This is a genomic window from Tsukamurella tyrosinosolvens (assembly GCF_900104775.1).
GTDB classification, from domain to species: Bacteria; Actinomycetota; Actinomycetes; order Mycobacteriales; family Mycobacteriaceae; genus Tsukamurella; species Tsukamurella tyrosinosolvens.
In genome coordinates, this window is the sequence record NZ_FNSA01000003.1 from 396,649 (window position 1) to 422,470 (window position 25,822).

The following is a 25,822-nucleotide window of genomic DNA, read 5'->3' on the forward strand; positions in this document are numbered from 1 at the left end:
GAAAGTCTACAGGTCCAGCTCGGCGCAGCCCGACGGCACGATCATCACCGGCCGCTTGCATCCGCGCAGCACGTGCTCGGAAACGGACGAATGCCACAGCGACCGGATGCCCGAGACGCCGCGGCTCCCGGACACGATGACGTCCACGTCGAACGTGTCGGACGCGGCGATGAGCGCGGTCCACACGGTGGTGGACACCTCGATGAGCTCGCCGTGCGCGGTGAAGCCGGCGGCGGCCGCCAGGTCGACGCCCTGCTGGTTCGTCTTCTTGGCCTCGGCGTGCACGACGTCGCTCTCGCGGGTGAGTGCGGTCTCGGCGGCACCGGCCCCCGCGACGCCGGACATGGCGGACAGGCGGGCGGCCTGATGGATCGTGGACTCCCACGCGGTGACGACGATCGCCTCGGCGTCGCGGCCCTGCGCGAGGACCTTGCTGGCGTACTTGACGGCGCGCTGGGAGGACTCGGAGCCGTCGTACGCGATCAGAACCTTGACGGGGACACTCATGCGGATCACCTCGATCTTCACGGTTACCTGATGCCTCCAGGCTACGCCGAAACGCCTCGGTTGCAAGATGCAAGTCCGGGCGAGTCCGGCGCGCCGCGAACGCGCCCCCGGGCTGGTTTTCCCGCGCCTGCCAGACTGCGCGCATGCGAAGAAACCGCACCCCGCTCCGTCCCGTCGCCCTCGCCGCGGCCGTGCTCGCCGCCCTCGCCGTGACGCCCGCGACCGCGGGAGCGGCACCGTCGAACCAGGCCTGCGGGGGCTGGCGCACGACGGTCCTGCGGTCCGGCATGGGCGCCCTCGAGAACCTCGCCTTCGACGGCACCGGCACCGTCTACCTGTCCCGGCAGAACGTGCTCACCGGGAAGGGGAGCCTGCTCGCGGGCGCCGCGCCCGGCGCGCTGCGCACCGTCGTCGACCTGCCGAACCCCGGCGGGATCGTGGTCCGCGGCGGCGCGGTGCACGTCGCGACGGCGAACAGCGCGCCGTCGGGGCTGCTGGGGAAGCCGGACGGCACGGTGACCGTCGTGGACCCGGCCACCGGCGCGACCCGCATCGTCGCGTCCGGGCTGACCATGCCCAACGGCCTCGCGCTGCTGCCCGACGGCCGCGCCGTGACCAGCACCGTCCTCGGCCCGCGGCAGGGGATCGTCGCGACCGCGCCCGGCGGCGTGCCCGTGCCCTTCGCGCTGCGCGGCGAGCCCGTCAACGGCCTCTGGTTCGACGGTGCCTCCGGCCGCCTCTGGGCCTCGACGGCCACCACCGCGACCACGCGGCTCTACGCCATCGATCCCGCGCATCCCGACCGGCCGCGCCGCTACGAGGTGCCCGGGTTCGGGCCGGGGCACTTCGCCGACGACCTCACCGTGGGGCCCGACGGTGCCGTCTACGCCGCGCTCGACCTGCCGGGGACCGTCGTGCGGCTCGACCCGGCGACCGGCGCGCAGTGCACGATCGCGACCGGTCACCGCGGCGTGACGTCGGTGCGGTTCGGCCGCGGCCCGGGCTGGGACGGCGCCGCGCTGTACGCGACGACCCTCACCGGCAAGCTGCTTCGGCTGGCCCGGTAGCGGCGGCGATCTGACAGACTGGCCCCGATGCAGAAGTTTCGGAACCTCACGATCCTGGTGATCGCCGCGGCCGGCGTCGCGGCGTGCGGCCCGTCGAACCCCGACGCCGCGCTGTCCACGACGACCGTGGCGCAGGCCCCGTCGGCGACGAGGTCCGCGGCACCGTCGTCGGGCCCGGGACGCCCGGTGACCTGCGCTTCGGACTTCCTCGCGAAGCTCTCGGTGCGGGAGAAGGCCGGGCAGTTGCTCATGGTCGGCGTGAAGGACGCGGCCGACGCCCGGCGCGCCGTGCAGCAGGGCGTGGGCGGCGTGTTCATCGGTAGCTGGACCGACAAATCCGTGTTCTCGGGCGGGACGCTGCAGGGCGTCGCGAAGGCCGGGAAGGTGCCGGCGATGGTCTCCGTCGACGAGGAGGGCGGCCGCGTCTCCCGCGTGCCCGGCGCGAACCTCGTCTCGGCGCGCGAGCTGGCGCGCACGAAGACCGTCGCGCAGGCGCGAGCCGAGGGCGCGCGCGTCGGCAAGCTGTTGAAGTCGATGGGGATCACCGTGGACTTCGCCCCCGACGCCGACGTCTCCGCCCAGTCCGACGACTCCGTGATCGGCGACCGCTCGTACTCGAACGACCCGGCCGTGGTCGTGAAGTACTCGCAGGCCTTCGCCGCGGGCCTGCGCGACGGTGGCGTGTACCCGGTGTTCAAGCACTTCCCGGGGCACGGCAGCTCGTCGGGCGACTCGCACCAGGGCGGGGTGAGCGTGCCGCCGCTGAACGCCTTGAAGGCCAAGGACCTCGTGCCCTTCCGCGCCGCGGTCGACACCGGCGACGCGGGCGTCATGGTCGGCCACCTGACGGTGCCCGGCCTCACGGAGCCGGGCCTGCCGACCAGCCTCAGCCCGGCGACGATGCGCCTCCTGCGCGACGGTGCCGGGTACGGCGCGAAGCCCTTCGACGGGCCGATCTTCACCGATGATCTCTCCGGGATGAAGGCGATCACCGACCGGTTCAGCGTGCCGCAGGCCGTCGCGAAGTCGCTGGAGGCGGGCGCCGACGTCGCGCTGTGGATCTCCACCGATCAGCTGGGCGCGGCGCTCGACGCCGTGGAGGCCTCGGTGAAGGCGAAGCGCATCACGATGCGGCGCCTCGACGATTCCGTGCTCCGCGTGGCGCGGGTGAAGCACGCCGTACGCTGCTGATTCCGAACGGATTTCACCGGAACTTACTTGCGAGTAACCTCGTGGGCTAGGATCTGACTCGAGAGTAAGGAGGACGCCGATGGCCGGTGGGACGAAGCGTTTGCCGCGCGCGGTACGCGAGCAGCAGATGCTGGACGCCGCCATCAAGGTGTTCTCGCGCAACGGCTTCTACGAGACGTCGATGGACGCGGTGGCCCGTGAGGCGCAGATCAGCAAGCCGATGCTGTACCTGTACTACGGGTCCAAGGACGAACTCTTCGCCGCGTGCGTCACGCGCGAGGCGGGCAAGTTCATGCGCAGCATCGAGTTCGACGCCAGCCCCACGCTGCCGCCGTCGCAGCGCCTGCGCTCGGTGATCGCCGGCTTCCTCAAGTACGTCGACCAGAACCGCGACGCCTGGCGCGTGATGTACCGCGAGACCACCGGCCAGGCCGCCTTCGCCGCGCTCTCCGAGAACAGCCGCGAGCGGGTCGTCGAGATGACCGCGGTGCTGCTCCGCGAGGCCGCCAAGTACGCGCCGGAGGACACGGATTTCGAGCTCTACGCCGTCGCCCTCGTCGGCTCCGGCGAGGCGATCGCGGACCGTCTGGCCACCGGCAAGGTCGAGCTCGACCGCGCCGTCGAGATCATGACCTCGTTCCTCTGGGGCGGCATCCGCGGCGAACGCCCGGAGTGAGTCAGTCGGACAGTTCTTGCCACCACCGGCCGGAGAGGTGCGTGACCCTGGTCCGAGCCGCGTCGGTCGGGGTCGCGCCGTCGGGGTGGTAGGCCAGGCGCGTGGTACTGATCGACGGGCCGGCGATGTGGAACCGCACGACACTGTCGGTCTTGTACGCCGAGTAGACCTGCTGAGTTCCGATCTTCCGTGATTCGTAGTCGACGACGTCCGCCCGCGGGTCGGCGAGCATCTGCTCGGCGACGGCCCGCAACCGGGGTTCGTCGTAGTTCCACCGGGCCTCGGGCACCGCGTTCGTCACGCCCAGCCCGATCGCGATCGCCCCGATCAGCGGAATGATCAGCAACCGCCACGCGAACCGGCGGATCGTGCGCGCCCAGGCCACCAGGTACACCAGCCAGCCCAGGAACAGAACCACACCGCCGAGGAGCGACAGCACGCCCAGGCCGGGGTCGCCGGGGAAGGTGCCTGCCCAGAGGAGCGCCGCGGCGTCGAGGACGAGAAAGACCGCCAGTCCGTACCCGAAGTGGGTCCAATTGCGCTGCGCCTCACGATCTGCCGTCATGCATCGACACTACGAGATGCTGCATGGCCCGAGCGCGGGAATGTCGACGCCGCTGCGTCCAGTGACGGGTATGCGTTCCGCGCATCGCTCTTCTGAACGACTACTGCACCCCCGCGGCCCGCGCGCCCGCACCCGGAGACGACGGTGCCCGCCGCGGCCGAAGCCGGGCGGGCACCGTCGGAGAACAGGGCTACAACGGCGTGACGGTGGCCGTCACGTGCGGGAAGCCCTTCTTGAGGTCCTTCGCGACGATCTCGGTACCGCCGGTCGCCTCGTCGCGCGAGACGTACAGGCCGATCTTCGCCGGCAGGATCACCGGGCGGCCGAAGCGCACGTGGTGCACGACCGCGTCGGGGATGTGGCCCTCGACGACGCGCAGCATCGCCGCGGCCGTCCACGCGCCGTGCGCGATCGAGGACGGGAAGCCGAACGCCTTGCCGCCGATCGGCGACATGTGGATCGGGTTCCGGTCGCCGCTGACGCCGGCGTAGCGGCGGATCAGGCCGCCGTCGGCCGAGAGCAGCGCGTCGGGGGCGCCGGGGCGGCCCTCCTTCGGCGCGGGCCCCGACGGCTCGCCGGACAGGGACGTCCGCTGCTGGATCAGCATCGTCGACACCTCGGAGGCCACCGACGCGCCGGACGCGTCCGTGAACTCGGTGGTGAAGTCGATGAGCATGCCCTTGCGGTGCTCGCGGAGGTTGCCCACCGAGGTGCGCAGCGTGAGCTTCTCGCCCGGCTCGACCCGGCGGCGCCGCGTGATCGTGTTCTCCACGTGCACCGACCCCACCGCCGCGGCGGGGAAGTCGTCGGCGAGGAACAGGTCCATGATCAGCGGGAAGGAGAGCACGTAGAGGTACATCACGGGTACCTCGCCGGTGTTCTTGAGCCCGACGACCTCGCAGTACTCGCCGACCCGCACGGGATCCACGTCGACGGCGAGCTCGACGGTCCGGTCCGGCAGCGGGGTCTCCGGCTTGAGCGGGCCCTGCTTGCCGATCACGGGCAGGATGCCGCGCAGCCCGCGCGTGAGCACGGACAGGCTCGACGGCGGCGCCTGCAGGACGGTGGTCTTGGCGGCCATGATCAGGCCCCCAGCAGGCTCTGACCGCAGACGCGCACGACGTTGCCGGTCACCGCGGCCGAGGACGGCGCGGCGAAGTAGGAGATGGTCTCCGCGACGTCGACGGTCTGGCCGCCCTGCTGCAGCGAGTTCATGAGGCGGCCGGCCTGGCGGGTGGCCAGCGGGATCGCGGCGGTCATGGCGGTCTCGATGAAGCCGGGCGCCACGGCGTTGATGGTGATGTTCTTCTTCGCCAGGACCGGGGTGTAGGCGTCGACGATGCCGATGACGCCGGCCTTGGTCGCGCCGTAGTTGGTCTGGCCGCGGTTGCCCGCGATGCCGGCGATCGACGAGACGTCGACGACGGCGCCGCCCTCGTTCAGGGCGTCCTCGGCGAGCAGGGCGTCGACCAGCTGCTTCGGCGCCTTGAGGTTGACGGCCATGACCGAGTTCCAGCGACCCTCGTCCATGTTGGCGAGCAGCTTGTCGCGGGTGATACCGGCGTTGTTGACGATGATGTCGAGGCCGCTGTGGCGCGACTTCACCAGTTCGGCGATCTTCTTGCCCGCGTCCTCTGCGGTCACGTCGAGGGGCAGCGCGGTGCCGCCGACCTTGTTCGCGACGGCGGACAGGGCCTCGCCGGCGGCGGGGATGTCGGCGGCGATGACATGGGCGCCGTCGCGCGAGAGGACCTCGGCGATGGTGGCGCCGATGCCGCGGGCGGCGCCGGTGACCAGCGCGACCTTGCCGGCGAGCGGCTTGTCCCAATCGGCGGGCGCGGCGGCGTCCTTGTCGGTGATGCGGATGACCTGCGCGTCGACGTAGGCCGACTTGCCCGACAGGAGGAAGCGCAGCGTCGAGGCCAGGCCCGAGGCGCCGGTGGCGGCGTCCGGGTGCACGTAGACGAGCTGCGCGGTGGCGCCGTCGCGGAGCTCCTTGGCGACGGAGCGGGTGAAGCCCTCGAGGGCGCGCTGGACGATGTGCTCGTCGAGGTCCTCGATCAGCTCGGGCGTGGTGCCGAGCACCACGACGCGGGCGCTGTTGCCCAGCGTGCGCATCTGCGGGCCGAAGAACTCGTAGAGGCCGACGAGCTCGTCGATCGACGTGATGCCGGTGGCGTCGAAGACCGCGCCGCCCAGCTTCTCGGCGCCGCGGGCGCCGCCGTTGTTGACGACGAGGTCGTAGTCCGCGAGCAGCTCGCGCACGGGCTCGACGAGGCGGCCCTTGCCGCCGAGGAGGACGGGGCCGGCGAGCGCGGGCTTGCCGGCCTGGTAGCGGCGCAGGACCGGCGGCTGCGGCAGGCCGAGTCGGCTGGCCAGGAAGGAGCCGGGGCCCGACTTCACGAAGGCCGCGTAGAAGTCCGTGCTGGGTGCATCAGGCATGTGAGGTACCTCATCCGTGTGGGGTTCCGATAGGCTATCGACAAGCAACTTACTCCAGAGTAAGAATACTCGGTAGTAGCAACCCTCGATCACTGGGAGAAACCCGTGGCAAACATCGAAACCCGTCCGGTCGCCATCCTCGGCGGCAACCGGATCCCCTTCGCGCGTTCGGACCGTGCGTACGCGAAGGCCAGCAACCAGGACATGTTCACCGCCGCCCTCAATGGTCTCGTGAGCCGCTTCAACCTGCAGGGCGAGCAGCTGGGCGCCGTGGTCGGTGGCGCCGTGCTCAAGCACAGCCGCGACTTCAACCTGATCCGCGAGTCGGTGCTCGGCAGCCCGCTCAGCCCCTACACCCCTGCTTTCGACGTGCAGCAGGCCTGCGCCACCGGCCTGCAGGCGATCAACGCCGCGGCCCAGGGCATCCAGCTCGGCCGCTACGAGGCGGCCATCGGCGGCGGCGTCGACACCACCTCCGACGCGCCGATCGGCGTCTCCGAGGGCATGCGCAAGGTGATGCTCGAGCTCAACCGCGCGTCGAGCACCGTCGACCGCCTCAAGCTGGTCGGCAAGCTCCCGGCCAACCTGGGCATCGACATCCCGCGCAACGGCGAGCCCCGCACCGGCATGTCGATGGGCGAGCACGCCGCCATCACCGCCAAGGAGATGGGCGTCTCCCGCGCCGAGCAGGACGAGCTGGCCTACCTCAGTCACACCAACATGGCGGCGGCCTACGACCGCGGCTTCTTCGAGGACCTGATCACCCCGTACCTGGGCCTGACCCGCGACGACAACCTGCGCCCGGGCAGCTCCGTCGAGAAGCTCGCCACGCTCAAGCCCGTCTTCGGCGTCTCGCTGGGCGACGCGACGATGACGGCCGGCAACTCGACGCCGCTTACCGACGGCGCGTCGACGGTGCTGCTGTCCTCCGACGAGTGGGCGGCCGAGCGCGGCCTGCCCGTGCTCGCGTACCTCAAGGACGTGGAGTACTCGGCCGTGGACTACGTCGGCGGCAAGGACGGCCTGCTCATGGCGCCGACGTACGCCGTGCCGAAGCTGCTGGCCCGCAACGGCCTCACGCTGCAGGACTTCGACTTCTACGAGATCCACGAGGCCTTCGCCTCCGTCGTGCTCGCGACGCTGCAGGCCTGGGAGTCGCCCGAGTACTGCAAGGACCGCCTGGGCCTGGACAAGCCGCTCGGCTCGATCGACCGCAGCAAGCTCAACGTCAACGGCTCGTCGCTGGCGGCGGGCCACCCGTTCGCCGCGACCGGCGGCCGCATCGTGGCCTCCGCCGCGAAGCAGATCAAGGAGAACGGCGGCGGTCGCGCGCTGATCTCGATCTGCGCCGCCGGTGGTCAGGGCATCACCGCCATCATCGAGGGCTGATGCCCCGGGGCGCGCGCCCCGAGGACTGATGCTGCCGGCCCCGGCCGCCTAAGCTGGTGTCATGACCGCGACGGACGATCTGATCGAGAGGATCCTGCGCGACTACGACACCATCACGGTGGTCGGGGCCAGCGTCGATCCGGCGAAGGCGGCCCACGACGTGCCCGCCTACATGCAGCACCGCGGATGGCGCATCATCCCGGTGAACCCGCACGCCGACGAGATACTCGGCGAGCCGGTGTACCGCACCCTGGCCGACGTCCCGGAACAAGTCGGCCTGGTCGACGTCTTCCGGCCCGCCGAGTTCACGCCCGACATCGCCCGGCAGGCCGTCGCCGCCGGGGCGACGGCGCTGTGGCTGCAGCTGGGCATCCGCTCGGCCGAGGCGCGCGAGATCGCCGAGTCCGCCGGGCTGCTCTACGTCGAGGACCGCTGCCTCATCATCGAACAGCGCCGCACGCAGATCTCCAGGAGGAGCGCATGACCTTCGGCATCGTCGTCGTCGCCGTGGTCGCGGTCGTGGCCGTCCTCATGCTGATCGGCGTCGTGTGGTTCCTCCGCGACTCCAACAAGCGGATCAAGGACTTCGCCAACTCCGGCGATCTGATCCCCGGCCGTCCCGGCCGCGCGCCCGCCGAGTGGGCGAACGCCACCTCCACCGAGGCGCTCCTGCACCAGCGCACCCGCTACGCCATCGCCGACGTGCACCGCGGCGCCTTCGCCCCAGCCGTCCCGCCGCCCGCGGATTCCGCGATCAACGGCTCGGAGTCCGACCTCGCCGCCCTCGACGACGCCGTCTTCGCCCTCGACGACCGCATCATCGCCGCCGCGCAGCTCTCGGGCGAGGAGCGCACGAAAGCCCTGGGCGAGCTGGAACCCAAGGTCGCGGCTCTGGAAGGCCTCACCGGGAAGCTCTGGGATGCCCCGTCGGCCCAGCGCCGCCCCCTCATCGACGGCGTGACCGCTACGCTCCTCCGCTGAGCTCGTCGCCCGCGCGGGGCGGGGTGTTGCTCGGAGCAGTTATGCGTCCCACGCATACCCCCGAACCCCGCAGCTAGACGCTGTCTTCTTCGGGCCGGGCCATGCGTCTGGCGCATACCCTCGTCCTCCAGCCTGACGGTCCGCCGCCCGCCACGGCGATCTGGCCCGCCCCCATATCAGCGCCCGATGACCTCCGCCGCCCGCGGGCGACTCACGGCCGCGCGGAACCGCTCCACCCCGACGTGCAGCCCCCACGACAGCACGATGGTGATCGCGGTGGTCACCACGACGATGGGCCACGTGGAACCGGTGAACAGCGACCAGCCGAACAGGTCCAACACCACGAACTCCATGACAATCACGTGGAGGAGGAAGAACTCGTAGCTGATGGAGCCGAGCCACACCATCGGCCTCGAACCCAGCACGCGCGACGGCCCGGTCGCGAACGCGGCCACCAGCAGCCCGCCGATCAGCGCCTCCAGCAGGAACTTCGTCACCCCCTGCGCCGGGGTCGGCAGCCGGAGGTCGATCGGCCCGGCGACCGGGGTCAGCAGCACGCCGTAGGCGACCGCCGCGGCGAGCAGCAGAGGCCACCGCGGCAGCCGCACCCGGTCGACCAGCAGCGCCACCGCCATGCCCGCGGCGAACGCGGCGGCGAACCCGGGCGGCCACGACCGCGCCGTCTTCCCGAAGACCTCCGTCGCGGTCACCAGCACCAGCCAGCCCACGGACAGGGCGACCATCGCCGCCGGCACCGTCCACGCCCGGCGGGCGCGCAGCAGCCACAGCCCCAGGAGTGGAAGTGCCAGGTAGAAGGCGACTTCCACGCACATGCTCCACATCTGCGTCAGGCCCGTGTGCACGTGACCGACGCCGTAGATCTGCGTGAAACTCAGGTGCCGGAGGTAGTCGCCCCACCCGTGCCCGTGCGGCGAACCGTCGGGACGCCAGAGGTAGATGACGTACACGACGGTGACCACCGCCCAGTACGCGGGCAGGATCCGCCACGCCCGCGAGACGGCGTACCGCCGCACGTCCGGAGGCGTGCCCCCGGCCCGTGCGCGGATCCACGGCCGCACCAGCAGGAACCCCGACAGCGCGAAGAACACGGGCACCGCGGTCTCGAGCCGCGCGTAGGCGGCGCCGAGCGCATCCGGGGTGAAGTCACCGCCCCAGAACGCGGCGTGCGTGACGCACACCCCGAACGCGGCCAGCGCCCGCAGGCCCGTGAGGGCGGGGACGTGGCCGGAGCGCGAAGCGGGTGCGATGGTGCCTCAGATCTTGATCGCGGGGATGAGCCGGTCGAGGTTCCAGAGCCGGTTCCGCCGGGCGGAGAGGCACGAGACCGTCACGGACGCGACCCACAGGAACACCAGCACCGCGATCGCCTGCCAGAGGCGGTTGTCGATGCCGCCCAGGATCAGCTGCCGCAAACCGTTGACGCCGTACGTCATCGGGTCGTACTTGTGCAGGATCTGGAAGGGTCTGGCGGTGGTCTCCACCGGATACATGCCGCCGGAGCTCACCAGCTGCAGCATCAGCAGCGCCATGATGAGCACGCGGCCGACGGCGGGCCCGACGAAGGCGTTCACCGCCTGGGTGAACGCGATGAAGGACAGCGATACCCCCATCATGAAGAACACCATCGCGACGGGATGGGCCACCTCGAGGCCCAGCCCGAAGCGCACCACGCAGTACAGGATCGCCGCCTGGAACAGGCCGATCGCGGCCGCGGGCAGGTAGCTCGCCATGACCACGCGGATCGCCAGCACCTCGGCGGCGATGGCGCGGTTCTGCAACGGCCGGAACACCATCCACAGCACCAGCGCGCCGAAGAACAGTGCCAGCGTGAGGAAGAAGGGCGCCATGCCGGTGCCGAAGTTCGGGGCGCGGTTCTCGTGCTGCGCGTCCAGCTGGACGGGGCCGCCGATGGTCTGCGCGACCTGCGAGGTCTGCTCCTGCGACCACTTGGGCACGGCGCCCGCGCCCTCGCGCAGCTTGGTCGACAGCTCCTGGCTGCCGTCGCGCAACTGCACCGTACCGGCCGAGAGCCGGGTGGCGCCGTCGGACAGCTGCGTGATGCCGTCGTCGAGCGTGGCGTTGCCCGCGGCGAGTTGCTGCGCGCCCGACCGCAGTTCGGTGAGCTTGGCGGTGAGGTCCCCGCCGGTGGCGCCGACCTGGGCGAGCACCGTCTGCAGGGGGCTGCCGGGCGTGCGGAGCTGCTCGGTCATCGTCGCGGCGGCACCGGCCGCTGCGGTGATCTGCTGCTTGGCCGCGGGCGTCACCGACGCCTGCGCGAGCTGCGCGCGAACCGCGCGCAGGCCCTCGGCGGACTGCCGTGCCACCGGGTCGGGGCTGGCGGCGAGCTGCCTGATCGCGGCGTCGATCCCCGCCAGCGCGGTGTCCTGCGTCTTGACGAAGACGCCGGCCTTGTCGGCGGCCTCGACGAGTGCGGCTGCGCTCTGCTGCAGCTGCGCAGTGTTCCCGCCCAGCCCGGACAGCGCCTTCGTCACGGCGAGAAGGGGATCCGTGGCCTGGGTGATCCCGTCGGAGAGCTGCTGCGAGCCCGCGCGCAGCTGGGCCGAGCCGGTCTTCGCGGTCCCGAGGCCCGAGGCGAGCTGGGCGGCACCGTCGTTCGCGGTCACGAGACCGTCGTGGAGTTTCCCGGCCCCGTCGGCGGCCTGCTCGATCCCGGACCCGGCGGTGATCATCATCGACAGCACCTGGTTCACCGCCTGCCCGGAGACCCGGGTGGAGACGGCGTTGAGGACCTGCGACATCGCGGTCTGGCCGATGGTGGAGCTGATGTAGTTGTTGGCGTCGTTGTACACCGCTTGCAGCTGCGCCTTCTCGGGCTTGCCGCTCATCGGGGAGGCGATGGCGGCGGAGAAGTTCTCCGGCAGCTCCAGCATGAAGTAGTAGGTGCCGTCCTTGACGCCCTGCTGCGCCTCGGCGGGGGAGACGATGTTCCAGTCCAGGCTCTTGTCGTCGGCGAGCGACTTCTCGACCTCGGCGCCCGCGTTGATCTTCTGGCCCTTGACCTCGGTCCCCTTGTCGGCGTTGACGAGCGCGACCGGCATCTTGTTGACGTGGCCGAACGGATCCCAGAACGCCCACAGGTACAGGGCGCCGTAGACCAGCGGCAGCAGCATCATCACGACGATCGCGGCGCGCGTGAGCCGGCTGCGGCCGAAGCGCTTGATCTCGGATCCGAAGGCGAGGCCGGCGGCGATGGGGACCAGGCTGCCCTTCGAGGAGGCCTTCTTCGCGGGCGTCTTCGCGGGCGTGTCGTCGGAGTTCTTGTCGGACATCGGGATCAGTCCTTCCGGGTCAGGGCGCGGCGGTCGTGCAGGGTGTGCTGCGGGGCGGTGCCGCCGAGGGGGTTGGTGACCCCGACGATCACGGTGTAGCGGGTGGAGACCGCGCCGAGCCGCTGTACGGCCTCGGCGCGTCCTGGGTTGTCGCGGACCTGCTCCAGGTCGCCGACGATGAGGATCGGCCGGTTCCCCAACAGCGCCAGCGTGATCCGCAGCAGGAACAGCTGCAGGTCGCTGAGCTCGACGATGCGGGTCTTCGGCCCGGGTCGGTCGACGTCACCGAAGACCTGGTCCATCTCGAGGCTGCCGGCGCTGAGCGGCACCATGGAGTACCAGGGCGCGAGCCAGCGCCGCTGCTCGGCGAGCACGGTCTCGACGGTGACCGAGTCGTCCAGGTCGTCGATGTCCTCGAAGGCCGCGATGGCGCACTTCTTCCGGATCGCGCCCGGGGTGGTCGCCCCGAGGGCGTTGACGGTGCCGTGGTTCGGCTTGAGCCGCCCGGCGAGGGTGAGGAGCAGCGCGTCCTGGTCGCGGCCCGCGGGCATCTGCACGGCGTGCAGGCCGGGCCCGAACTCCAGGTCGATGCCCTGGAACAGGGGGCCGTGCTCCCCGTCGACGCCGATGTTCACCGCCGCGAGCTGTACGTCGTTCGGCTGGTCGTCATCCATGCGGGCTCTCCGGAGGTCGTCGGCGCAGGTCGGTAGCAATCCTACGGTGGCGGCGCGAGGGTGCGGCGCGCACCGTCGGGCGCGCGGCGGCCGCACGGTCGGGCGCACCGTCGGCCCCGGGAACGGGCGAGGGCGCCCCGACCGGTGGTCGGAGCGCCCTCGGGGTGCTCGTGGTTACGAGGCGACGATCAGAACGCGGCCTCGTCGAGGTCCATCGCCTGGTTGTCGATCGCGGCGATGATGTCCTTGGTGCCGGTGAGCAGCGGCAGCATGTTCGCGGCGAAGAACTTCGCGACGCCGACCTTGCCCTCGTAGAAGGACTTGTCGGCACCGGTGGCGCCACCGTCGATCTTGGCCTGCGCGACGACGGCCTGGTGCAGCAGGCGCCAGCCGACCATCAGGTCACCGAAGGCCATGAGGAAGCGCACCGAGCCGAGGCCCACCTTGTACAGCTCCTTGGGCTCCTGCTGCGAGGCGAGCGCGAAACCGGTGAGCGTGGCGGCCATGGCCTGCACGTCCTCGGCGGCGGTCTTGAGCAGCGCGACGTCGGCGGCGAAGGCGCCACCGGCGTTGGCCTCGATGAACGCGGTGATCTGCCCGGCCACATGGCCCAGCGCGGCGCCGCGGTCGCGGAGGATCTTGCGGAAGAAGAAGTCCTGCGCCTGGATGGCGGTGGTGCCCTCGTACAGCGAGTCGATCTTCGAGTCGCGGACGTACTGCTCGATCGGGTAGTCCTGCAGGAAGCCGGAGCCGCCGAAGGTCTGCAGCGACTCGGTGCCGAGCAGCGTGAACGCGCGCTCGGAGCCGACGCCCTTGACGATCGGGAGCAGCAGGTCGTTGACCTTGAACGCCATCTCCTCGTCGGCGCCCGAGACGGGGGTCGCGGTGCGGACGTCCTGGTGCGCGGCGGTGTACAGGTACACGGCGCGCAGGCCCTCGGCGTACGCCTTCTGCGTGAGCAGCGAGCGGCGCACGTCCGGGTGGTGCGTGATGGTCACGCGCGGCGCGGTCTTGTCGGCCATCTGGGTCAGGTCGGCGCCCTGGACGCGCTGCTTGGCGTAGTCGAGCGCGTTGAGGTAGCCGGTCGAGAGGGTGCCGATGGCCTTGGTGCCGACCATCATGCGGGCGTGCTCGATGACCTTGAACATCTGCGCGATGCCCTTGATCTCCTCGCCCACGAGCCAGCCCTTGGCGGGCTTGCCGTGGCCGCCGAAGGTGACCTCACAGGTGGTGGACGTCTTGATGCCCATCTTGTGCTCGACGCCGGTGACGTAGACGCCGTTCTCCTCGCCGAGGTTGCCCTGCTCGTCGAAGTGGTGCTTCGGCACGAAGTACAGGCCCAGGCCCTTGGTGCCGGGCGCGCCGCCCTCGGGGCGGGCCAGCACGAGGTGGAAGGTGGACTCGAACATGCCGTCCATCACCGCGGAGGTGATGAAGCGCTTCACGCCCTCGATGTGCCAGGAGCCGTCCTCCTGCTTGATGGCCTTGGTGCGGCCCGCGCCCACGTCCGAGCCGGCGTCCGGCTCGGTGAGCACCATGGTGGCGTTCCAGTTGCGCTCGGCGGCGATCTTCGCCCACTTCTTCTGCTCGTCGGTGCCCTCGTCGAAGAGGATCTGCGCGAAGCCGGGGCCCGCGGCGAACATGAAGACGGGCGGGTTGGCGCCGAGGAAGAGCTCGCCGATGCCCCAGTACAGCGAGCGGGGCACGTCGGTGCCGCCGAGCTCGTCGTTGAGGCCGAGGTACGCCCAGCCGCCGTCGGCGAAGATGGCCTGCGACTTCTTGAACGCCTCGTTGATCTTGACCTCGTGGGTCTCCGGGTTGAAGACCGGCGGGTTGCGGTCGGCCTCGGCGAAGGACTCGGCGATGGGGCCCTCGGCCTGACGGGCCGCCTCGCGCAGCATCTCCTTGGCGGTGTCCTCGTCGAGGTCGCCGTACGCACCGGAAGCCAGCACCTCGCCGACGCCGAGATCCTCGAAGAGGTTGAACTCGATGTCGCGGACGTTGCTCTTGTAATGGCCCATGGGGCTGTTCCACCTTCTCAGATCAGGCTGTCGGACTGTTACCTGCCGGTAAGTTACCGCTCGGTAATATGAATAGGATAACGCGCTCGCCGCGTGCGAACAAGTGCAAGCACCCCTACGGCGCGATCGCCTCCTCACGGCGACGACGTGCGCGAACAGCCAGGTCAGTGCCCGTGCCGTGGTACGGATCACTCTCGCGCCATTCCACGTGCTCCACCACCATGTCCTCGGGCAGCGCCTCCGACAGCTCGGCGGCTCCGAAGGTGGGCAGGCCGGGGTGCGAGTCCGCCTTCTCGTGCGCCAGCAGCAGGAGCAGCCCGCCGGGCGCCAGCGCGTGCGCGACCTTGGCGATCGCGGCGGCCCGGTCCTCGGGATCGGGATGCACGTACGCCCAGACGGCCAGGTCGTAGGGCTGGTCGGGGATCGCGTCGACGGTGATGTCGAGCGGGGTCCACTGCAGCCGGGCTCGGACGGTGCGCGGCGACCGCGCGGCCACCGTCGCCGCCTTGTCGAGCCCGACGCGCGAGTAATCGACGGCCGTCACGTCCCACGCGCGGGTCGCGAGCCACAGCGCGTGCCGGCCCTCGCCGGCGCCCACATCGAGGGCGCGGCCGGGCGGGAGCACGGTCACCTGCTCGACGATCCACGGGTCGGGTGGCGTTCCCCACACCAGTTCGGTGGCGCGGTAGCGGGCGTCCCACTCCTTCGCGCCGCGCAGCTGCTTCTCCCCGTGCGCGAGTTCGGCGGGGGAGAGGGGGCCGATGCCGCCCTCCTCGCGCTCCTCGTCGGTCCGGTCGATGCCGTCGGGGGTGGTGTCGGGCGTGCTCACAGCAGGGCCTCCTTGAGGTAGGCCACGTCATCGGCGAGGCCGTCCGACGGGGTCTCGAGGATGATCGGCGCCCCGGCCGCGCGGGCCACGTCGGCCAGCAGGTCGGGGTCGATGGTGCCGTCCTGCAGGTTGGCGTGCCGGTCGCGCGCCGAGTCGAACTCGTCGCGGGAGTTGTTCAGGTGCACGAGGTCGATGCGGCCGGTGATCGCCAGGACCCGCTCGACGATGCCCATCAGCTCCTCGCCGCCCGCCCAGGCGTGGCAGGTGTCGAGGCAGAAGCCGGCGCCCTGGTCGCCGACGGCGTCCCACAGCCGGTCGATGGTCTCCAACTGGCGAGCGATCGCCCCGTCGCCGCCCGCGGTGTTCTCGATGAGGATCGGTACGCCGAAGCCGCCCTTCTCCTCCTGGCGCGTGAAGAGCTTGCGCCAGTTGTCGATCCCCGCCTGCAGGTCCTCGCCGTCGCGCAGGTGTCCGCCGTGCACCACCAGCCCGAAGGCGCCGAGGTCGGCGGCCGCGGCGGCCTGCTGCTCGACGGCCTTGCGGCTCGGCATCCGGAGCCGGTTGTTCAGGCTCGCGACGTTGATGACGTACGCCGAGTGCACGACGATCTCGAGCGGCGAGTCCTTGAGCGCCTGCGTCTGCGGGTGCGGCTCCGGCTTCTTCCAGCTCTGGGGGTCGGAGACGAACATCTGGATCACGTCCACCCCCAGCTGTTCGGCCGTCTCGACGGGGTGGGTGTCACTGCGGACATGGGCACCGATGCGCATGCGCCCAGCCTAGTGCGTCCGCGCCCGCGGGGCGTCGGGTCGGTGTGTTGTTCGGGAAAGCCATGCGCCGGGCGCATGGCTCTGTTCTCCCTGGTCAGAGACGCGGATTCGGGAGTCGGTCATGCGTCGGGCACATGGCTCTTCGCCCCCAGACCTCCGCGATCCGACGGTGCGCACATCTTCCGAAGCGTTCTGCGACGAATCGGTCCGGCTGAGTCGCAGAACGCTTCGGAAGTTGTGGCGGCGCAGGCGTCGGGCGGGCTGCCTGGCGCCCCTTCCGCCCGCCATCCCGCGGACTGCTGTCTTCGTTCCTGTGGAGGACCGCGGTCCTGTGGATGACGGCGGCGGTTCGGCACCGTCGTGGCCCGATCGCGGGAGTGCGGCGGCCTAGCGTGACGCCATGATGGTCGTGCGGACGACGGCGTGGCGGGGTGAACCGGCCGATGCGTACGAGCGCTGGGCGTGTCTGGAGGCCCGCGCGGCGGAGGAGCTCGATGCAGCCCTCGAGCGCGCGGCATCGGAGATCCGCAGTGGAGGAGGCGAACTCGCGGTCCGGCTCGCCGCGATCGACCTCCCCGCCGCCGTGCCGCCTGGCGGCGCGCGGGCGCCGTCGACCCCGGTGCCGACCCGACTGTTGTCCGCGGCGGAGCGGGACCGGGAGAACCGCGCCCGCCTCGCGGCCGATCTGAGAGCCGCGCCGCCCGGGCCGCGGCGGCGGATGCTCGAGACGATCGACGCGCGGCTGCGCGAACTCGGGAGTGGCGGCGAGACTGTGCAGCTGTTCGAGTACGACCCGGACGCCTTCGGCGGCGACGGCGCGGTGACGGTCGCGATCGGCGATCTCGACACGGCCCGCGCCATCGGCGTCGTCGTTCCGGGCATGGGCACGACGGCGGCGTCGATCGGAGCGGTCACCCGCAACGCCGCGAACCTGCAGGTCGCCGCCCGTCGCGCGGACCCGACGACCGCGACGGCGACCCTGGCCTGGATCGGGTACGACGCCCCGTCGGGCCGGGCGGCCGTCGCGCAGGTCCTCACCGGCGCCCATGCCCGACGGGGCGCCGCCGAGTTGCGGGCCGATCTCGCCGACCTCGCGCGGATGCGATCCGACGATCCGCGGGTCGTGGTCTTCGGACACAGCTACGGCGCCACGACGGTGGCCACGGCGGGCGCGGGTGGGGCGCTGGCGGGCACCGTCGATGCGATGGTTCTGCTCGGCTCCCCGGGTGCCGGCCCGGTGCGCTCCGCCGCGGAGCTGGGGATGCCGGTGTACGTGGCGCGCGACTCCGATGATCCGATCCCGCGGGTCGGTGCGACCGACCGTGCCGCGCAGGGACTTCGCCGATGGTTCGGTGTGGAGCTGGGGCTCGGGGCCGACCCTGCGGCGCCGTCGTTCGGGGCGACGGCGGTGGACGCCGAGGGGCCCACGCCCTTCGGCATGGGTGCGCACTCGGGGTACTTAGACCAGGGCTCGCGGGCGCTGGACGCGTTCGCGGCGATCCTGACGAGAGGGGGAATCGATGCCCGGTGACGAAGTGGACATCGAGGAGCTGGAACGCGTCGCCGCGGGCTGGGAGACCGCGGCCGAGGGCTTCGCCGAGCAGGCCGCGCGGTGGCGGGCGGCGACGGGGCCGCCGGAGGTGCTGGCCTTCGCCGCCCGTGCCGCCGCGACGCTCGCCGGCCATGCGGAGGCGGCGAGCGCCGCGGCGCAGCGGCTGCGGGACTACTGCTCGACGGTGGTGGCGACGGACGAGGACGGCGCCCGCAGCGTGCGGTGCGCGATCCAGGCCGCGGCCAGCATGAGCACCACGCCGATCGCGGACGTCACGGAGACGCCGGCGTCGAACGCATGACCGGCGGCCCGGACCAGGGCATCCGCCGCCTCGGCGGGCAGCTGCGTCGCGACGTGGTGCGCCCCGGCGAGCGTCTCGCCGGCGTCGGCGGCCTGCTCGCCGGTGAGGCCCGCGGGCAGCACGAGCTTCGCGGCGTAGGCGCCGGCCAGGATCGAGCCGAGGACGGCGGTGCCGAGCACAGAGCCCAGCTCGTAGGCGGTTTCCGAGACGGCCGAGGCCGCACCCGCCTTCTCGGCGGGCACCGACGAGACGATGAGGTCGTTCGACAGCGTCTCGGCGGCGCCGATGCCCACGCCGAGCATCGCGAAGGCGATGAGCACGGCGAGCGTGGAATCCGGCGAGGCGAAGGCCATCACCACCGCGTACGCGGCGGCGGAGACGAGCATGCCGCCCACTACCACGGTCGACGGGGCGATCCACCGCACGACCCGCACCACGTAGAGGCCCGCGACCATCATCGTGATCAGCCCCGGGACCAGCGCCCACCCGGCGTCCATCGGGCTCATCCCGACCACCAGCTGGAGGTGCTGCGAGACGAAGAACATGAAGCCGACCAGCGAGAAGACGCTGAGCAGGTTCACCGCGACGGCGCCGGAGAAGCGACGGTCCGCGAACAGTCGCACGTCGAGCATCGGGTCCGGGCGCCGCAGCTGCAGGCGCAGGAACAGGCCGGTCGCCGTCACGCCGATCGCCAGCGCCGACGCGACGACCACGAGGTCGCCGCCCTTGGCGAGGGTCTTCACCGCGTAGACGATCGGGGTCAGCGCGAGGAGCGAGAGCACGATCGACACCGGGTCGATGCGGCCCGGGTTCGGGTCGCGCGACTCGGGCACGAAGACCGGGGCGAGCACCAGCAGCGGGATCAGCACGGGCACGGCCATGAGGAAGACCGAGCCCCACCAGAAGTGCTCCAGCAGGAAGCCACCCACGATGGGGCCGAGCGCGGCGCCCGCGGCGAAGCACGACGCCCACACCGCGATCGCCAGCCGCCGCTGCTGCGGATCGGTGAAGATGTTGCGCAGCAAGGAGAGCGTGGACGGCATCAGCATCGCGCCGAAGAAGCCGAGGCCCGCGCGGGCGGCGATGAGCGCGCCCGCGGTGGGGGCGTAGGCGGCCACGACCGACATCGCGGCGAAGCCCGTCGCGCCCAGTAGGAGGAGGCGGCGCCGGCCCAGTCGGTCGCCGAGGCTGCCCATGGAGACGAGCAGGCCGGCGAGCACCAGCGGGTAGACGTCGATGATCCACAGCTGCTGCGCCGCCGTCGGGCCGAGCGTGGCGGCGATCGACGGCAGTGCGAAGCCGAGCACGGTCCCGTCGATCGAGACCAGGAGGACGGGGAGCATCAGGACCGCGAGTGCACCCCAGTCGCGCACCGTGGCGCGCGCGGACGACGCGGTCGTGGTGGTGAGTGTGGTGGTCATGGCGGCACTTCCTGAGGTGTCGTGGGTTCGAGGACATCGTTACTGTACCAGCTGGACGGTATAGAAACGAGAGACCGCGATCACCCCTACGATGCGAGGTGTGCCACCCCCTCCCGCCGCCCGCGCCAAACTGCTCGACGCCTTCGTGAAGATCCTCATCGAGCACGGCGAACGCGCCGCGACGCTCGAGGCCGTCGCCGCGGAGGCCGGCGTCAGCAAGGGTGGGCTGCTCTACCACTTCGGGTCGAAGAAGGCCCTGGTCGACGGGCTGTGCGACTGGCTCGACGAGCTCGTCGCCACCGACGTCGAGCTGATGGCCGCCGCGCCCGAGGGGGCCGTGGAGTACTACGTGCGCACGTCGAACTACGACGACTCGCAGCTCGACCGCGCGATCGTCGCGGTGATGCGGCTGAGCCAGGCCGCCAACGACCGCGCCGAGCGCGCGATCCGCACGATGCAGGACCGTTTCCTCGCGACCGTGCAGGAGCAGGTGCCCGACGAGGCCACCGCCCGCGCGGTCCTCCTCCTCGGCGACGGCCTCTACTACGACGCCGCCCTCAGCGGCGGGCGCCGCCGCGCCACCGACGCACAGATGGCGGGCCTCCTCGCCGTCGTCGCCCGCATGGTCGACGGGGCGCCCTGACGGCGGACCGTCGGGCCGCGATGGCCGAGCGGTCCGCGCGGACGGCGGATCAGCGTGCGGCGGGGGTCCCGTCCTCGACGGGGTCCCACACGTCGCCCGGGAGGTCGCCGGGGAGGTTCGGATTGCCGCGCCCGACGAACCGGTCGTCGACGCCGCGCTTGGTCATCGCGTCGTAGTCGCGGAGCGCACCGAAGGCCCACTTGCCGAGCAGAGCGATCGCGACCAGGTTCACCGTGGCCATGAGGGCCATCGCGACGTCGGCGAGCATCCAGACGGTGTCGAGCTCGGCGAGGGTGCCGACGCCGACGGCGGCGAGCACGAGGGTCTGCAGGATCCGCAGGCGCTGCCCCTCCAGGCCGAGGAAGTTGAGGTTGATCTCGGCGTACGAGTAATTGCCGATGATCGACGAGAACGCGAAGACGAAGACCAACAGGGCCATCGGCACCGTCGTCCAGGTACCGAGGACGGCCGAGATCGAGTCCTGCGTGAGCACGGCGCCACCGGATTCGGGCTCGCTGCCCGGCGTGTAGACGCCGGAGACCAGCACGATGAACGCGGTCGCGGTGCACACGACGATGGTGTCGACGAAGACGCCGAACGACTGGATCAGCCCCTGCTTCACCGGATGCGAGACGGTCGCGGTCGCCGCGGTGTTGGGCGCGCTGCCCATGCCGGCCTCGTTCGAGAACAGGCCGCGCTTCACGCCGTTGAGCAGGGCGGCCAGGATGCCGCCGGCGGTGCCGGCGAGGGCCTCGTCGAGCCCGAACGCCCCGGCCACGATCTGCCGGATCACCTCGGGGAAGGCCGTGATGTTGAGGGCCACGATCACGAGCGCGATGCCGACGTAGATGAGCGCCATGACGGGCAGGATCACCTCGGCGACCCGCGCGATGCGGCGCACCCCGCCGTAGAGGATCGGCGCCGTGATCACCATGAGGCCGACGGCGATCCACGCGGTGTCGACGTGGAAGGTGGCCGCGAGGGAGCCGCCGATCGTGTTGGCCTGCACCATGTTGAAGGCGAAGCCGAAGGCGAAGATCAGCAGCACGGCGAAGACCATGCCCCACCGGCGCGAGCCGAGTCCGCGCTGGATGTAGTACGCGGGCCCGCCGCGGAAGCTGCCGTCGGCGTTGCGCACCTTGAACATCTGCGCCAGCGTCGCCTCCACGAAGGCCGTGGCCATGCCGACGAGCGCCACCACCCACATCCAGAACACCGCGCCGGGCCCGCCGAGCACGAGCGCCACGCTCACGCCCGCGATGTTGCCGGTGCCGACCCGCGAGGCGAGGCCCACGCAGAACGCCTGGAACGACGAGATGCCGCCCTCGGCGTCCGAGCGGGACGAGCCGATGGCGCGGATCATGCTGGGGAGCAAGCGGACCTGCACGAACCGGGTGCGGATCGTCATGTAGGCGCCGACGCCCAGCAGGAGGTAGATCAGCACGTAGTTGTAGAGGTTCGTGCTGAGCCAGCCGATGGCGGTGTTGACGTGATCCATATGGCCGATCGTTTCACGGGTGCGGGACGTCGGCCGGAACGGGTCGTGCCGGGGTTCTTCGGTCTTATCGTGGTGACATGTCCGTTCGGGTGTTGCGCAACGACTCGGAGCTGGGGGCGTGGACGCACCTCGAGCTGCGCCCGCGCACGCACGGATCGATGATCGAGTCGGTGTGGTCGTTCGACGGTGCGATCGCCGGGCGGGAACAGTTCTATCCGACGGGGACCCTCGACCTGCTGATCCAGTTGGACGGATCGTCCACCGGCTTCCGCATCGTCGACGGCCAGCCGGCGGAGCACTGCCCGCAGGCCTGCATGGCCGGGTTGCTGCTGAAGCCGCTCGTGATCGAGACCCCGGCGGAGACCACGTCGATGGTCGGTGTGCGGCTGCGCCCGGCGGGCGCAGCCGCTCTGTTCGGTGTCCCGTTGAACGAGCTCACCGGGACCGCCGTCCGTCTGGACGAGCTGATCGGCGCGGAAGGCGCGCGGATCGGGGAACGACTCCACGAAACGGGATCGCACGCGGATCGGCTCCGGCTCCTGGCGCGCTGGGTCTCCGCCCGCATGACGGCGGGGATCGGAACCGAGACGGCCGTCACCCGCGCCGTGTCCGAGATCGAACGTCGGCAGGGCGCGCTCGCGGTCGCAGACCTGGTCGGCGCATCGCCGAAGTCCTTCCGGCGGCGGTTCGTCGAGAACGTCGGCGTCGGACCGAAGACTTTCGCCCGGATCGTCCGGTTCCGGCGCACCGCCGATCTCCTCGCTCGCTCGGCGGTGCCCCTGCCGCAAGTGGCGGCCGCGCACGGCTACTTCGACCAGGCCCACATGAGCGCCGAGTTTCGCGCATTCGCCGGGATGCCCCCGGGCCGGTTCCGCGCCACCGCCCGCCGCCCGGGATCCGAGGGCATCGTCGCCTGAGCCCTTTTCTCCAAGACGACCGCGCAAGCGCCTCGTACGGTCGACGTCAGTGCGACGGCGAAGGGAAAGCACCATGACACCGACCGATGGCTCCGGACTGACCAGCGTGATCGCGGTCCTCCCCGTCACCGACTTCGACGGGGCTCTCACGTGGTACGCGACCTGGATCGGGCGGCGGCCGGACGTCGAGCCCGTGGAGGGTGTCGCCGAGTGGCGGGTCGCGGAGAACGCGTGGATCCAGGTCACGGCCGAGCCGGAGGCCTCGGGTCGGACGACCGTGGTGATCGGCGTCGCCGACCTCGAAGCGCAGCGCGCGCGGTGCCTGGCCGCGGGCACGCCGTGGGGCGAGGTCAACGACTACGGAGTCGTCAGGACCGCGGACGCCGTCGATCCCGCCGGGAACACGATCACGTTCGCGGAGGAGGTCGTTCCCGGCGACGCGGAGAGCTGAACCGGGCGGAACTCCAAGCGGCCGTCCAGGGTACTGCTCGAACCTAATTGAGTGACCCTCAGTAGGGTCTTTACCCCGGCCTGACCAGCGGGTAGGTTGGACGCCATGCCATCGATCTTCATCTCCGGCGGTGCCTCGGGCATCGGCCGGGCCACTGCCCTGCGCTTCCTGTCCGAGGGGTGGACGGTGGGCGTCTACGACGTCAACGCCGCCGCGCTGGAGGAGTTGAAGGCCGAGCATCCGGCGATCGTCACGGGCACGCTCGACGTGACCGACTACGACCAGTGGGAGGCTGCGCTCGCCGATTTCACGCAGCACACCGGCGGCGGCCTGACGGTGCTCGACAACAACGCGGGCGTGCTCTTCGGCGGCGACCTCGAGGAGATCACGCCGCAGCAGATCAAGCTGCAGATCGACATCGACGCCCTCGGCGTGACCTATGGCGCGAAGGCGGCGCTGCCCTATCTCAAGGGGCAGCCGGACGCGCACCTGGTGAACATCAGTTCGGCCTCGGCCATCTACGGCCAGCCCGGCATCGCGACCTACAGTGCCGCCAAGTTCTACGTCTCCGGCTTCACCGAGGCGCTGGAGCTGGAGTGGGAGAAGCACGGCGTGCGCGTCGTCGCGATCTGGCCGCTGTGGGCGAAGACGGCCCTCGCCGAGACCGACGCCAAGAGCACGCGGACCCTGGGCGTGAACATCACGCCGGAGGAGGTCGCGGAGCAGGTGTGGAGCTCGGTGCACCCCGGGATCCGGGTGCCCTTCCTGCCCCGGATCCACTATTCCGTCGGAACCCTCACCACGCTGTTGTCCAATTCGAGTAAATTCGCCCCGAGGTCGGTCGTGCGCCTGATCAACCAGATCACCAGCCAGTAGCCACTGCCGCCGCATTTCCCATCCGAGAAGGAGTCTCCACCACCGTGATTCAGACCACGATGCAGGACGGCGAGCTGACGATCGCCCGTCTCGTCGAGTACAGCCGCCGCGTCTTCCCCGAGGCCAAGATCACCACGTGGACCGGTGAGGGCCTGCGCGATCTGTCCTTCGCCGAGGTCGGCGACAAGGCCGCGCAGCTGGCCCACGCCCTGACCAAGCTGGGCGTGCAGCGGGGCGACCGCGTGGCGACGTTCATGTGGAACAACAACGAGCACCAGGTGGCCTACGCCGGCGTGCCCGCGATGGGCGCCGTGCTCCACACGCTGAACCTGCGCCTGTCTCCCGAGCAGGCCGTGTTCATCATCAACCAGGCCGACGACAAGGTGATCCTCGTCGACGCCTCGGTCGCACCGCTGCTCGGCAAGTACCTGGCCGCGACCCCGAACGTGCAGCACGTCATCGTCGCGAACGGTCCGAAGGAGGCGCTCGAGGCGCCCGAGGGCATCACGGTGCACTCCTTCGACGAGCTCATCGCGGGCGAGCCGACCACGTTCGCGTGGCCCGAGATCTCGGAGCGCGACCCGGCCGTCATGTGCTACACCTCCGGCACCACCGGCGACCCCAAGGGCGTCGTCTACAGCCACCGCAGCATCTGGCTGCACTCGATGCAGGTGAACTCGTCCTCGGGCATGGCGCTCGGCAACGCCGATTCGGTGCTCGCGATCGTGCCGATGTTCCACGTCATGTCGTGGGGCCTGCCCTTCGCGGCGATGATGGGCGGCATCACGCTGATCATGCCCGACCGCTTCCTGCAGCCGGAGCCCCTGCTGCAGATCCTCGACGCCACGAAGGCCACCTTCGCCGCCGCCGTGCCCACCATCTGGGCCGGCGTCGCCGCGCAGCTCGCCGTGAAGCCGCAGGACATCTCGCACCTGCGCGAGGTCGTCGTCGGCGGCGCCGCCGTGCCCCCGTCGATGATCCGCGCCTTCGACAAGCTCGGCACCCGGATCGTCCACGCCTGGGGCATGACGGAGACCTCGCCGCTCGGCTCGGTCTCGCGCCCGCCCTTCGGCATCGAGGACGAGACTGAGGAGTTCGCCTACCGCGTCACGCAGGGCCGCTTCCCCGCGTCGGTGCAGGCCCGCCTCATCGACGACGAGGGCAACGAGCAGCCCTGGGACGGCGAGGCCGCCGGCGAGCTCGAAGTGCGCGGCCCCTGGATCACCGGCGCGTACTACTCGCCCGAGGGCAACGTCTCCGACGAGTCGAAGTTCCACGACGGCTGGCTCCGCACCGGCGACGTCGCGTCGATCAGCCCGGACGGCTTCATGACCATCCGCGACCGCACCAAGGACATGATCAAGACCGGCGGCGAGTGGATCAGCTCCGTCGAGCTCGAGAACACGGTCATGAGCAACCCCACCATCGCCGAGGCCGCCGTCGTCGGCGTGCCCGACGAGAAGTGGGATGAGCGCCCCTTCGTGCTCGCCGTGGTCAAGGATGCCGCCGACGCGGACGCCGAGAAGCAGCGGGCCTTCCTCACGGACCTGCTGCCCAAGTGGCAGATCCCCGAGCGCTGGGCGTTCGTCGCCGAGGTCCCCAAGACCTCGGTCGGCAAGTTCGACAAGAAGCTCATCCGCGCCGAGTACGCCGACGGGACCTACACCGTCGTGGATTCCCGCGGCTGATCACCGATCGACGACGGGGCCGTCGCAGCCGGAAGGCTGCGGCGGCCCTTGTCTT

Annotated in this window: 24 protein-coding genes; 12 read left to right on the plus strand and 12 right to left on the minus strand. The window is 71.0% G+C overall.

Translation table 11 applies throughout. The features are described 5' to 3' along the window. Positions 1-6: 6 nt before the first annotated feature. Positions 7-507 (minus strand): universal stress protein, encoded by a 501-nt coding sequence (locus BLW32_RS03240; RefSeq protein ID WP_068524678.1) that lies wholly within the window; start codon positions 505-507, stop codon positions 7-9. A 143-nt stretch (positions 508-650) separates the two neighbouring features. Between BLW32_RS03240 and BLW32_RS03245 the strand changes: the two genes are divergently transcribed. The 3 genes from BLW32_RS03245 to BLW32_RS03255 all read left to right on the plus strand — a co-directional run bounded on the left by BLW32_RS03245 (position 651) and on the right by BLW32_RS03255 (position 3,441). Next, positions 651-1,574, plus strand: a complete 924-nt coding sequence (locus tag BLW32_RS03245; RefSeq protein ID WP_068740649.1) for an SMP-30/gluconolactonase/LRE family protein — start codon at positions 651-653, stop codon at positions 1,572-1,574. 27 nt (positions 1,575-1,601) lie between these two features. Next, positions 1,602-2,765, plus strand: coding sequence for a glycoside hydrolase family 3 N-terminal domain-containing protein (locus BLW32_RS03250; protein WP_068740650.1), 1,164 nt, complete (start codon positions 1,602-1,604; stop codon positions 2,763-2,765). 79 nt (positions 2,766-2,844) lie between these two features. Further along, positions 2,845-3,441, plus strand: a complete 597-nt coding sequence (locus BLW32_RS03255; RefSeq protein ID WP_068523511.1) for a TetR/AcrR family transcriptional regulator — start codon at positions 2,845-2,847, stop codon at positions 3,439-3,441. 1 nt (position 3,442) lies between these two features. Here BLW32_RS03255 and BLW32_RS03260 read toward each other — a convergent pair whose 3' ends face one another. From BLW32_RS03260 to BLW32_RS03270, 3 genes are all read right to left on the minus strand, one after another. Continuing rightward, the gene (locus BLW32_RS03260) at positions 3,443-4,006 is read right to left on the minus strand and encodes a hypothetical protein (RefSeq protein ID WP_068740651.1); all 564 of its coding nucleotides are present in this window, start codon (positions 4,004-4,006) and stop codon (positions 3,443-3,445) included. Between the two features lie 190 nt (positions 4,007-4,196). Next, a complete protein-coding gene (locus BLW32_RS03265) occupies positions 4,197-5,087 on the minus strand; it encodes a MaoC family dehydratase (protein WP_068740652.1) in 891 nt (296 codons plus the stop codon). 2 nt (positions 5,088-5,089) lie between these two features. Further along, the gene (locus BLW32_RS03270) at positions 5,090-6,448 is read right to left on the minus strand and encodes a 3-oxoacyl-ACP reductase (protein WP_068740653.1); all 1,359 of its coding nucleotides are present in this window, start codon (positions 6,446-6,448) and stop codon (positions 5,090-5,092) included. A 105-nt stretch (positions 6,449-6,553) separates the two neighbouring features. Here BLW32_RS03270 and BLW32_RS03275 point away from each other — a divergent pair, with 105 nt between their 5' ends. The 3 genes from BLW32_RS03275 to BLW32_RS03285 all read left to right on the plus strand — a co-directional run bounded on the left by BLW32_RS03275 (position 6,554) and on the right by BLW32_RS03285 (position 8,818). Beyond that, positions 6,554-7,837 (plus strand): acetyl-CoA C-acetyltransferase, encoded by a 1,284-nt coding sequence (locus BLW32_RS03275; RefSeq protein WP_068523515.1) that lies wholly within the window; start codon positions 6,554-6,556, stop codon positions 7,835-7,837. A gap of 61 nt (positions 7,838-7,898) precedes the next feature. Next, positions 7,899-8,321, plus strand: coding sequence for a CoA-binding protein (locus BLW32_RS03280; protein WP_068523516.1), 423 nt, complete (start codon positions 7,899-7,901; stop codon positions 8,319-8,321). Continuing rightward, complete coding sequence (locus BLW32_RS03285) at positions 8,318-8,818, plus strand: hypothetical protein (protein ID WP_068740654.1); 501 nt, start codon at positions 8,318-8,320, stop codon at positions 8,816-8,818. Before BLW32_RS03280 ends, BLW32_RS03285 begins: the two co-directional genes overlap by 4 nt. A gap of 176 nt (positions 8,819-8,994) precedes the next feature. Here BLW32_RS03285 and BLW32_RS03290 read toward each other — a convergent pair whose 3' ends face one another. The 6 genes from BLW32_RS03290 to BLW32_RS03315 form a co-directional block, all read right to left on the minus strand. Next, a complete protein-coding gene (locus tag BLW32_RS03290) occupies positions 8,995-10,086 on the minus strand; it encodes an acyltransferase family protein (protein ID WP_074850338.1) in 1,092 nt (363 codons plus the stop codon). A gap of 6 nt (positions 10,087-10,092) precedes the next feature. Further along, on the minus strand, positions 10,093-12,051 hold the full coding sequence (locus BLW32_RS03295; protein ID WP_068741199.1) for a YhgE/Pip domain-containing protein: 1,959 nt from the start codon (positions 12,049-12,051) through the stop codon (positions 10,093-10,095). An 83-nt stretch (positions 12,052-12,134) separates the two neighbouring features. Further along, positions 12,135-12,803 (minus strand): hypothetical protein, encoded by a 669-nt coding sequence (locus BLW32_RS03300; protein ID WP_068523519.1) that lies wholly within the window; start codon positions 12,801-12,803, stop codon positions 12,135-12,137. Between the two features lie 188 nt (positions 12,804-12,991). Further along, a complete protein-coding gene (locus tag BLW32_RS03305) occupies positions 12,992-14,824 on the minus strand; it encodes an acyl-CoA dehydrogenase (RefSeq protein WP_068523520.1) in 1,833 nt (610 codons plus the stop codon). 115 nt (positions 14,825-14,939) lie between these two features. Then, on the minus strand, positions 14,940-15,653 hold the full coding sequence (locus BLW32_RS03310) for a class I SAM-dependent methyltransferase (protein ID WP_068740656.1): 714 nt from the start codon (positions 15,651-15,653) through the stop codon (positions 14,940-14,942). Next, positions 15,650-16,420 (minus strand): deoxyribonuclease IV, encoded by a 771-nt coding sequence (locus tag BLW32_RS03315; protein WP_068523522.1) that lies wholly within the window; start codon positions 16,418-16,420, stop codon positions 15,650-15,652. Before BLW32_RS03315 ends, BLW32_RS03310 begins: the two co-directional genes overlap by 4 nt. A 400-nt stretch (positions 16,421-16,820) precedes the next feature. Between BLW32_RS03315 and BLW32_RS03320 the strand changes: the two genes are divergently transcribed. Continuing rightward, positions 16,821-17,951 (plus strand): alpha/beta hydrolase, encoded by a 1,131-nt coding sequence (locus tag BLW32_RS03320; RefSeq protein WP_068740657.1) that lies wholly within the window; start codon positions 16,821-16,823, stop codon positions 17,949-17,951. Positions 17,952-18,143: 192 nt separating this feature from the next. On the opposite strand, the gene BLW32_RS03325 is transcribed toward BLW32_RS03320, so the two are convergent. Continuing rightward, on the minus strand, positions 18,144-19,694 hold the full coding sequence (locus tag BLW32_RS03325) for an MFS transporter (protein ID WP_068740658.1): 1,551 nt from the start codon (positions 19,692-19,694) through the stop codon (positions 18,144-18,146). A gap of 91 nt (positions 19,695-19,785) precedes the next feature. On the opposite strand from BLW32_RS03325, the gene BLW32_RS03330 reads away from it, so the two are divergent. Beyond that, positions 19,786-20,337 (plus strand): TetR/AcrR family transcriptional regulator, encoded by a 552-nt coding sequence (locus tag BLW32_RS03330; protein WP_068740659.1) that lies wholly within the window; start codon positions 19,786-19,788, stop codon positions 20,335-20,337. Positions 20,338-20,386: 49 nt separating this feature from the next. On the opposite strand, the gene BLW32_RS03335 is transcribed toward BLW32_RS03330, so the two are convergent. Then, positions 20,387-21,835: an alanine/glycine:cation symporter family protein gene (locus BLW32_RS03335; protein WP_068740660.1), complete on the minus strand. Its 1,449-nt coding sequence runs from the start codon at positions 21,833-21,835 to the stop codon at positions 20,387-20,389. 77 nt (positions 21,836-21,912) lie between these two features. On the opposite strand from BLW32_RS03335, the gene BLW32_RS03340 reads away from it, so the two are divergent. The 4 genes from BLW32_RS03340 to BLW32_RS03355 all read left to right on the plus strand — a co-directional run bounded on the left by BLW32_RS03340 (position 21,913) and on the right by BLW32_RS03355 (position 25,767). Continuing rightward, positions 21,913-22,752: a helix-turn-helix domain-containing protein gene (locus tag BLW32_RS03340; protein ID WP_068740661.1), complete on the plus strand. Its 840-nt coding sequence runs from the start codon at positions 21,913-21,915 to the stop codon at positions 22,750-22,752. Between the two features lie 73 nt (positions 22,753-22,825). Beyond that, complete coding sequence (locus BLW32_RS03345) at positions 22,826-23,203, plus strand: VOC family protein (protein ID WP_068740662.1); 378 nt, start codon at positions 22,826-22,828, stop codon at positions 23,201-23,203. 105 nt (positions 23,204-23,308) lie between these two features. Then, positions 23,309-24,079, plus strand: a complete 771-nt coding sequence (locus BLW32_RS03350) for an SDR family oxidoreductase (RefSeq protein ID WP_068523529.1) — start codon at positions 23,309-23,311, stop codon at positions 24,077-24,079. Positions 24,080-24,123: 44 nt separating this feature from the next. After that, the gene (locus BLW32_RS03355) at positions 24,124-25,767 is read left to right on the plus strand and encodes a long-chain fatty acid--CoA ligase (RefSeq protein ID WP_231857315.1); all 1,644 of its coding nucleotides are present in this window, start codon (positions 24,124-24,126) and stop codon (positions 25,765-25,767) included. Positions 25,768-25,822: the final 55 nt, after the last annotated feature.

Coding starts and splice junctions, on each gene's coding strand:
- BLW32_RS03240 (WP_068524678.1), bottom strand. CDS start 507: ATGAGTGTCCCCGTCAAGGTTCTGATCGCGTACGACGGCTCCGAGTCC.
- BLW32_RS03245 (WP_068740649.1), top strand. CDS start 651: ATGCGAAGAAACCGCACCCCGCTCCGTCCCGTCGCCCTCGCCGCGGCC.
- BLW32_RS03250 (WP_068740650.1), top strand. CDS start 1,602: ATGCAGAAGTTTCGGAACCTCACGATCCTGGTGATCGCCGCGGCCGGC.
- BLW32_RS03255 (WP_068523511.1), top strand. CDS start 2,845: ATGGCCGGTGGGACGAAGCGTTTGCCGCGCGCGGTACGCGAGCAGCAG.
- BLW32_RS03260 (WP_068740651.1), bottom strand. CDS start 4,006: ATGACGGCAGATCGTGAGGCGCAGCGCAATTGGACCCACTTCGGGTAC.
- BLW32_RS03265 (WP_068740652.1), bottom strand. CDS start 5,087: ATGGCCGCCAAGACCACCGTCCTGCAGGCGCCGCCGTCGAGCCTGTCC.
- BLW32_RS03270 (WP_068740653.1), bottom strand. CDS start 6,448: ATGCCTGATGCACCCAGCACGGACTTCTACGCGGCCTTCGTGAAGTCG.
- BLW32_RS03280 (WP_068523516.1), top strand. CDS start 7,899: ATGACCGCGACGGACGATCTGATCGAGAGGATCCTGCGCGACTACGAC.
- BLW32_RS03285 (WP_068740654.1), top strand. CDS start 8,318: ATGACCTTCGGCATCGTCGTCGTCGCCGTGGTCGCGGTCGTGGCCGTC.
- BLW32_RS03300 (WP_068523519.1), bottom strand. CDS start 12,803: ATGGATGACGACCAGCCGAACGACGTACAGCTCGCGGCGGTGAACATC.
- BLW32_RS03305 (WP_068523520.1), bottom strand. CDS start 14,824: ATGGGCCATTACAAGAGCAACGTCCGCGACATCGAGTTCAACCTCTTC.
- BLW32_RS03315 (WP_068523522.1), bottom strand. CDS start 16,420: ATGCGCATCGGTGCCCATGTCCGCAGTGACACCCACCCCGTCGAGACG.
- BLW32_RS03320 (WP_068740657.1), top strand. CDS start 16,821: ATGATGGTCGTGCGGACGACGGCGTGGCGGGGTGAACCGGCCGATGCG.
- BLW32_RS03325 (WP_068740658.1), bottom strand. CDS start 19,694: ATGACCACCACACTCACCACCACGACCGCGTCGTCCGCGCGCGCCACG.
- BLW32_RS03330 (WP_068740659.1), top strand. CDS start 19,786: ATGCGAGGTGTGCCACCCCCTCCCGCCGCCCGCGCCAAACTGCTCGAC.
- BLW32_RS03335 (WP_068740660.1), bottom strand. CDS start 21,835: ATGGATCACGTCAACACCGCCATCGGCTGGCTCAGCACGAACCTCTAC.
- BLW32_RS03340 (WP_068740661.1), top strand. CDS start 21,913: ATGTCCGTTCGGGTGTTGCGCAACGACTCGGAGCTGGGGGCGTGGACG.
- BLW32_RS03345 (WP_068740662.1), top strand. CDS start 22,826: ATGACACCGACCGATGGCTCCGGACTGACCAGCGTGATCGCGGTCCTC.
- BLW32_RS03350 (WP_068523529.1), top strand. CDS start 23,309: ATGCCATCGATCTTCATCTCCGGCGGTGCCTCGGGCATCGGCCGGGCC.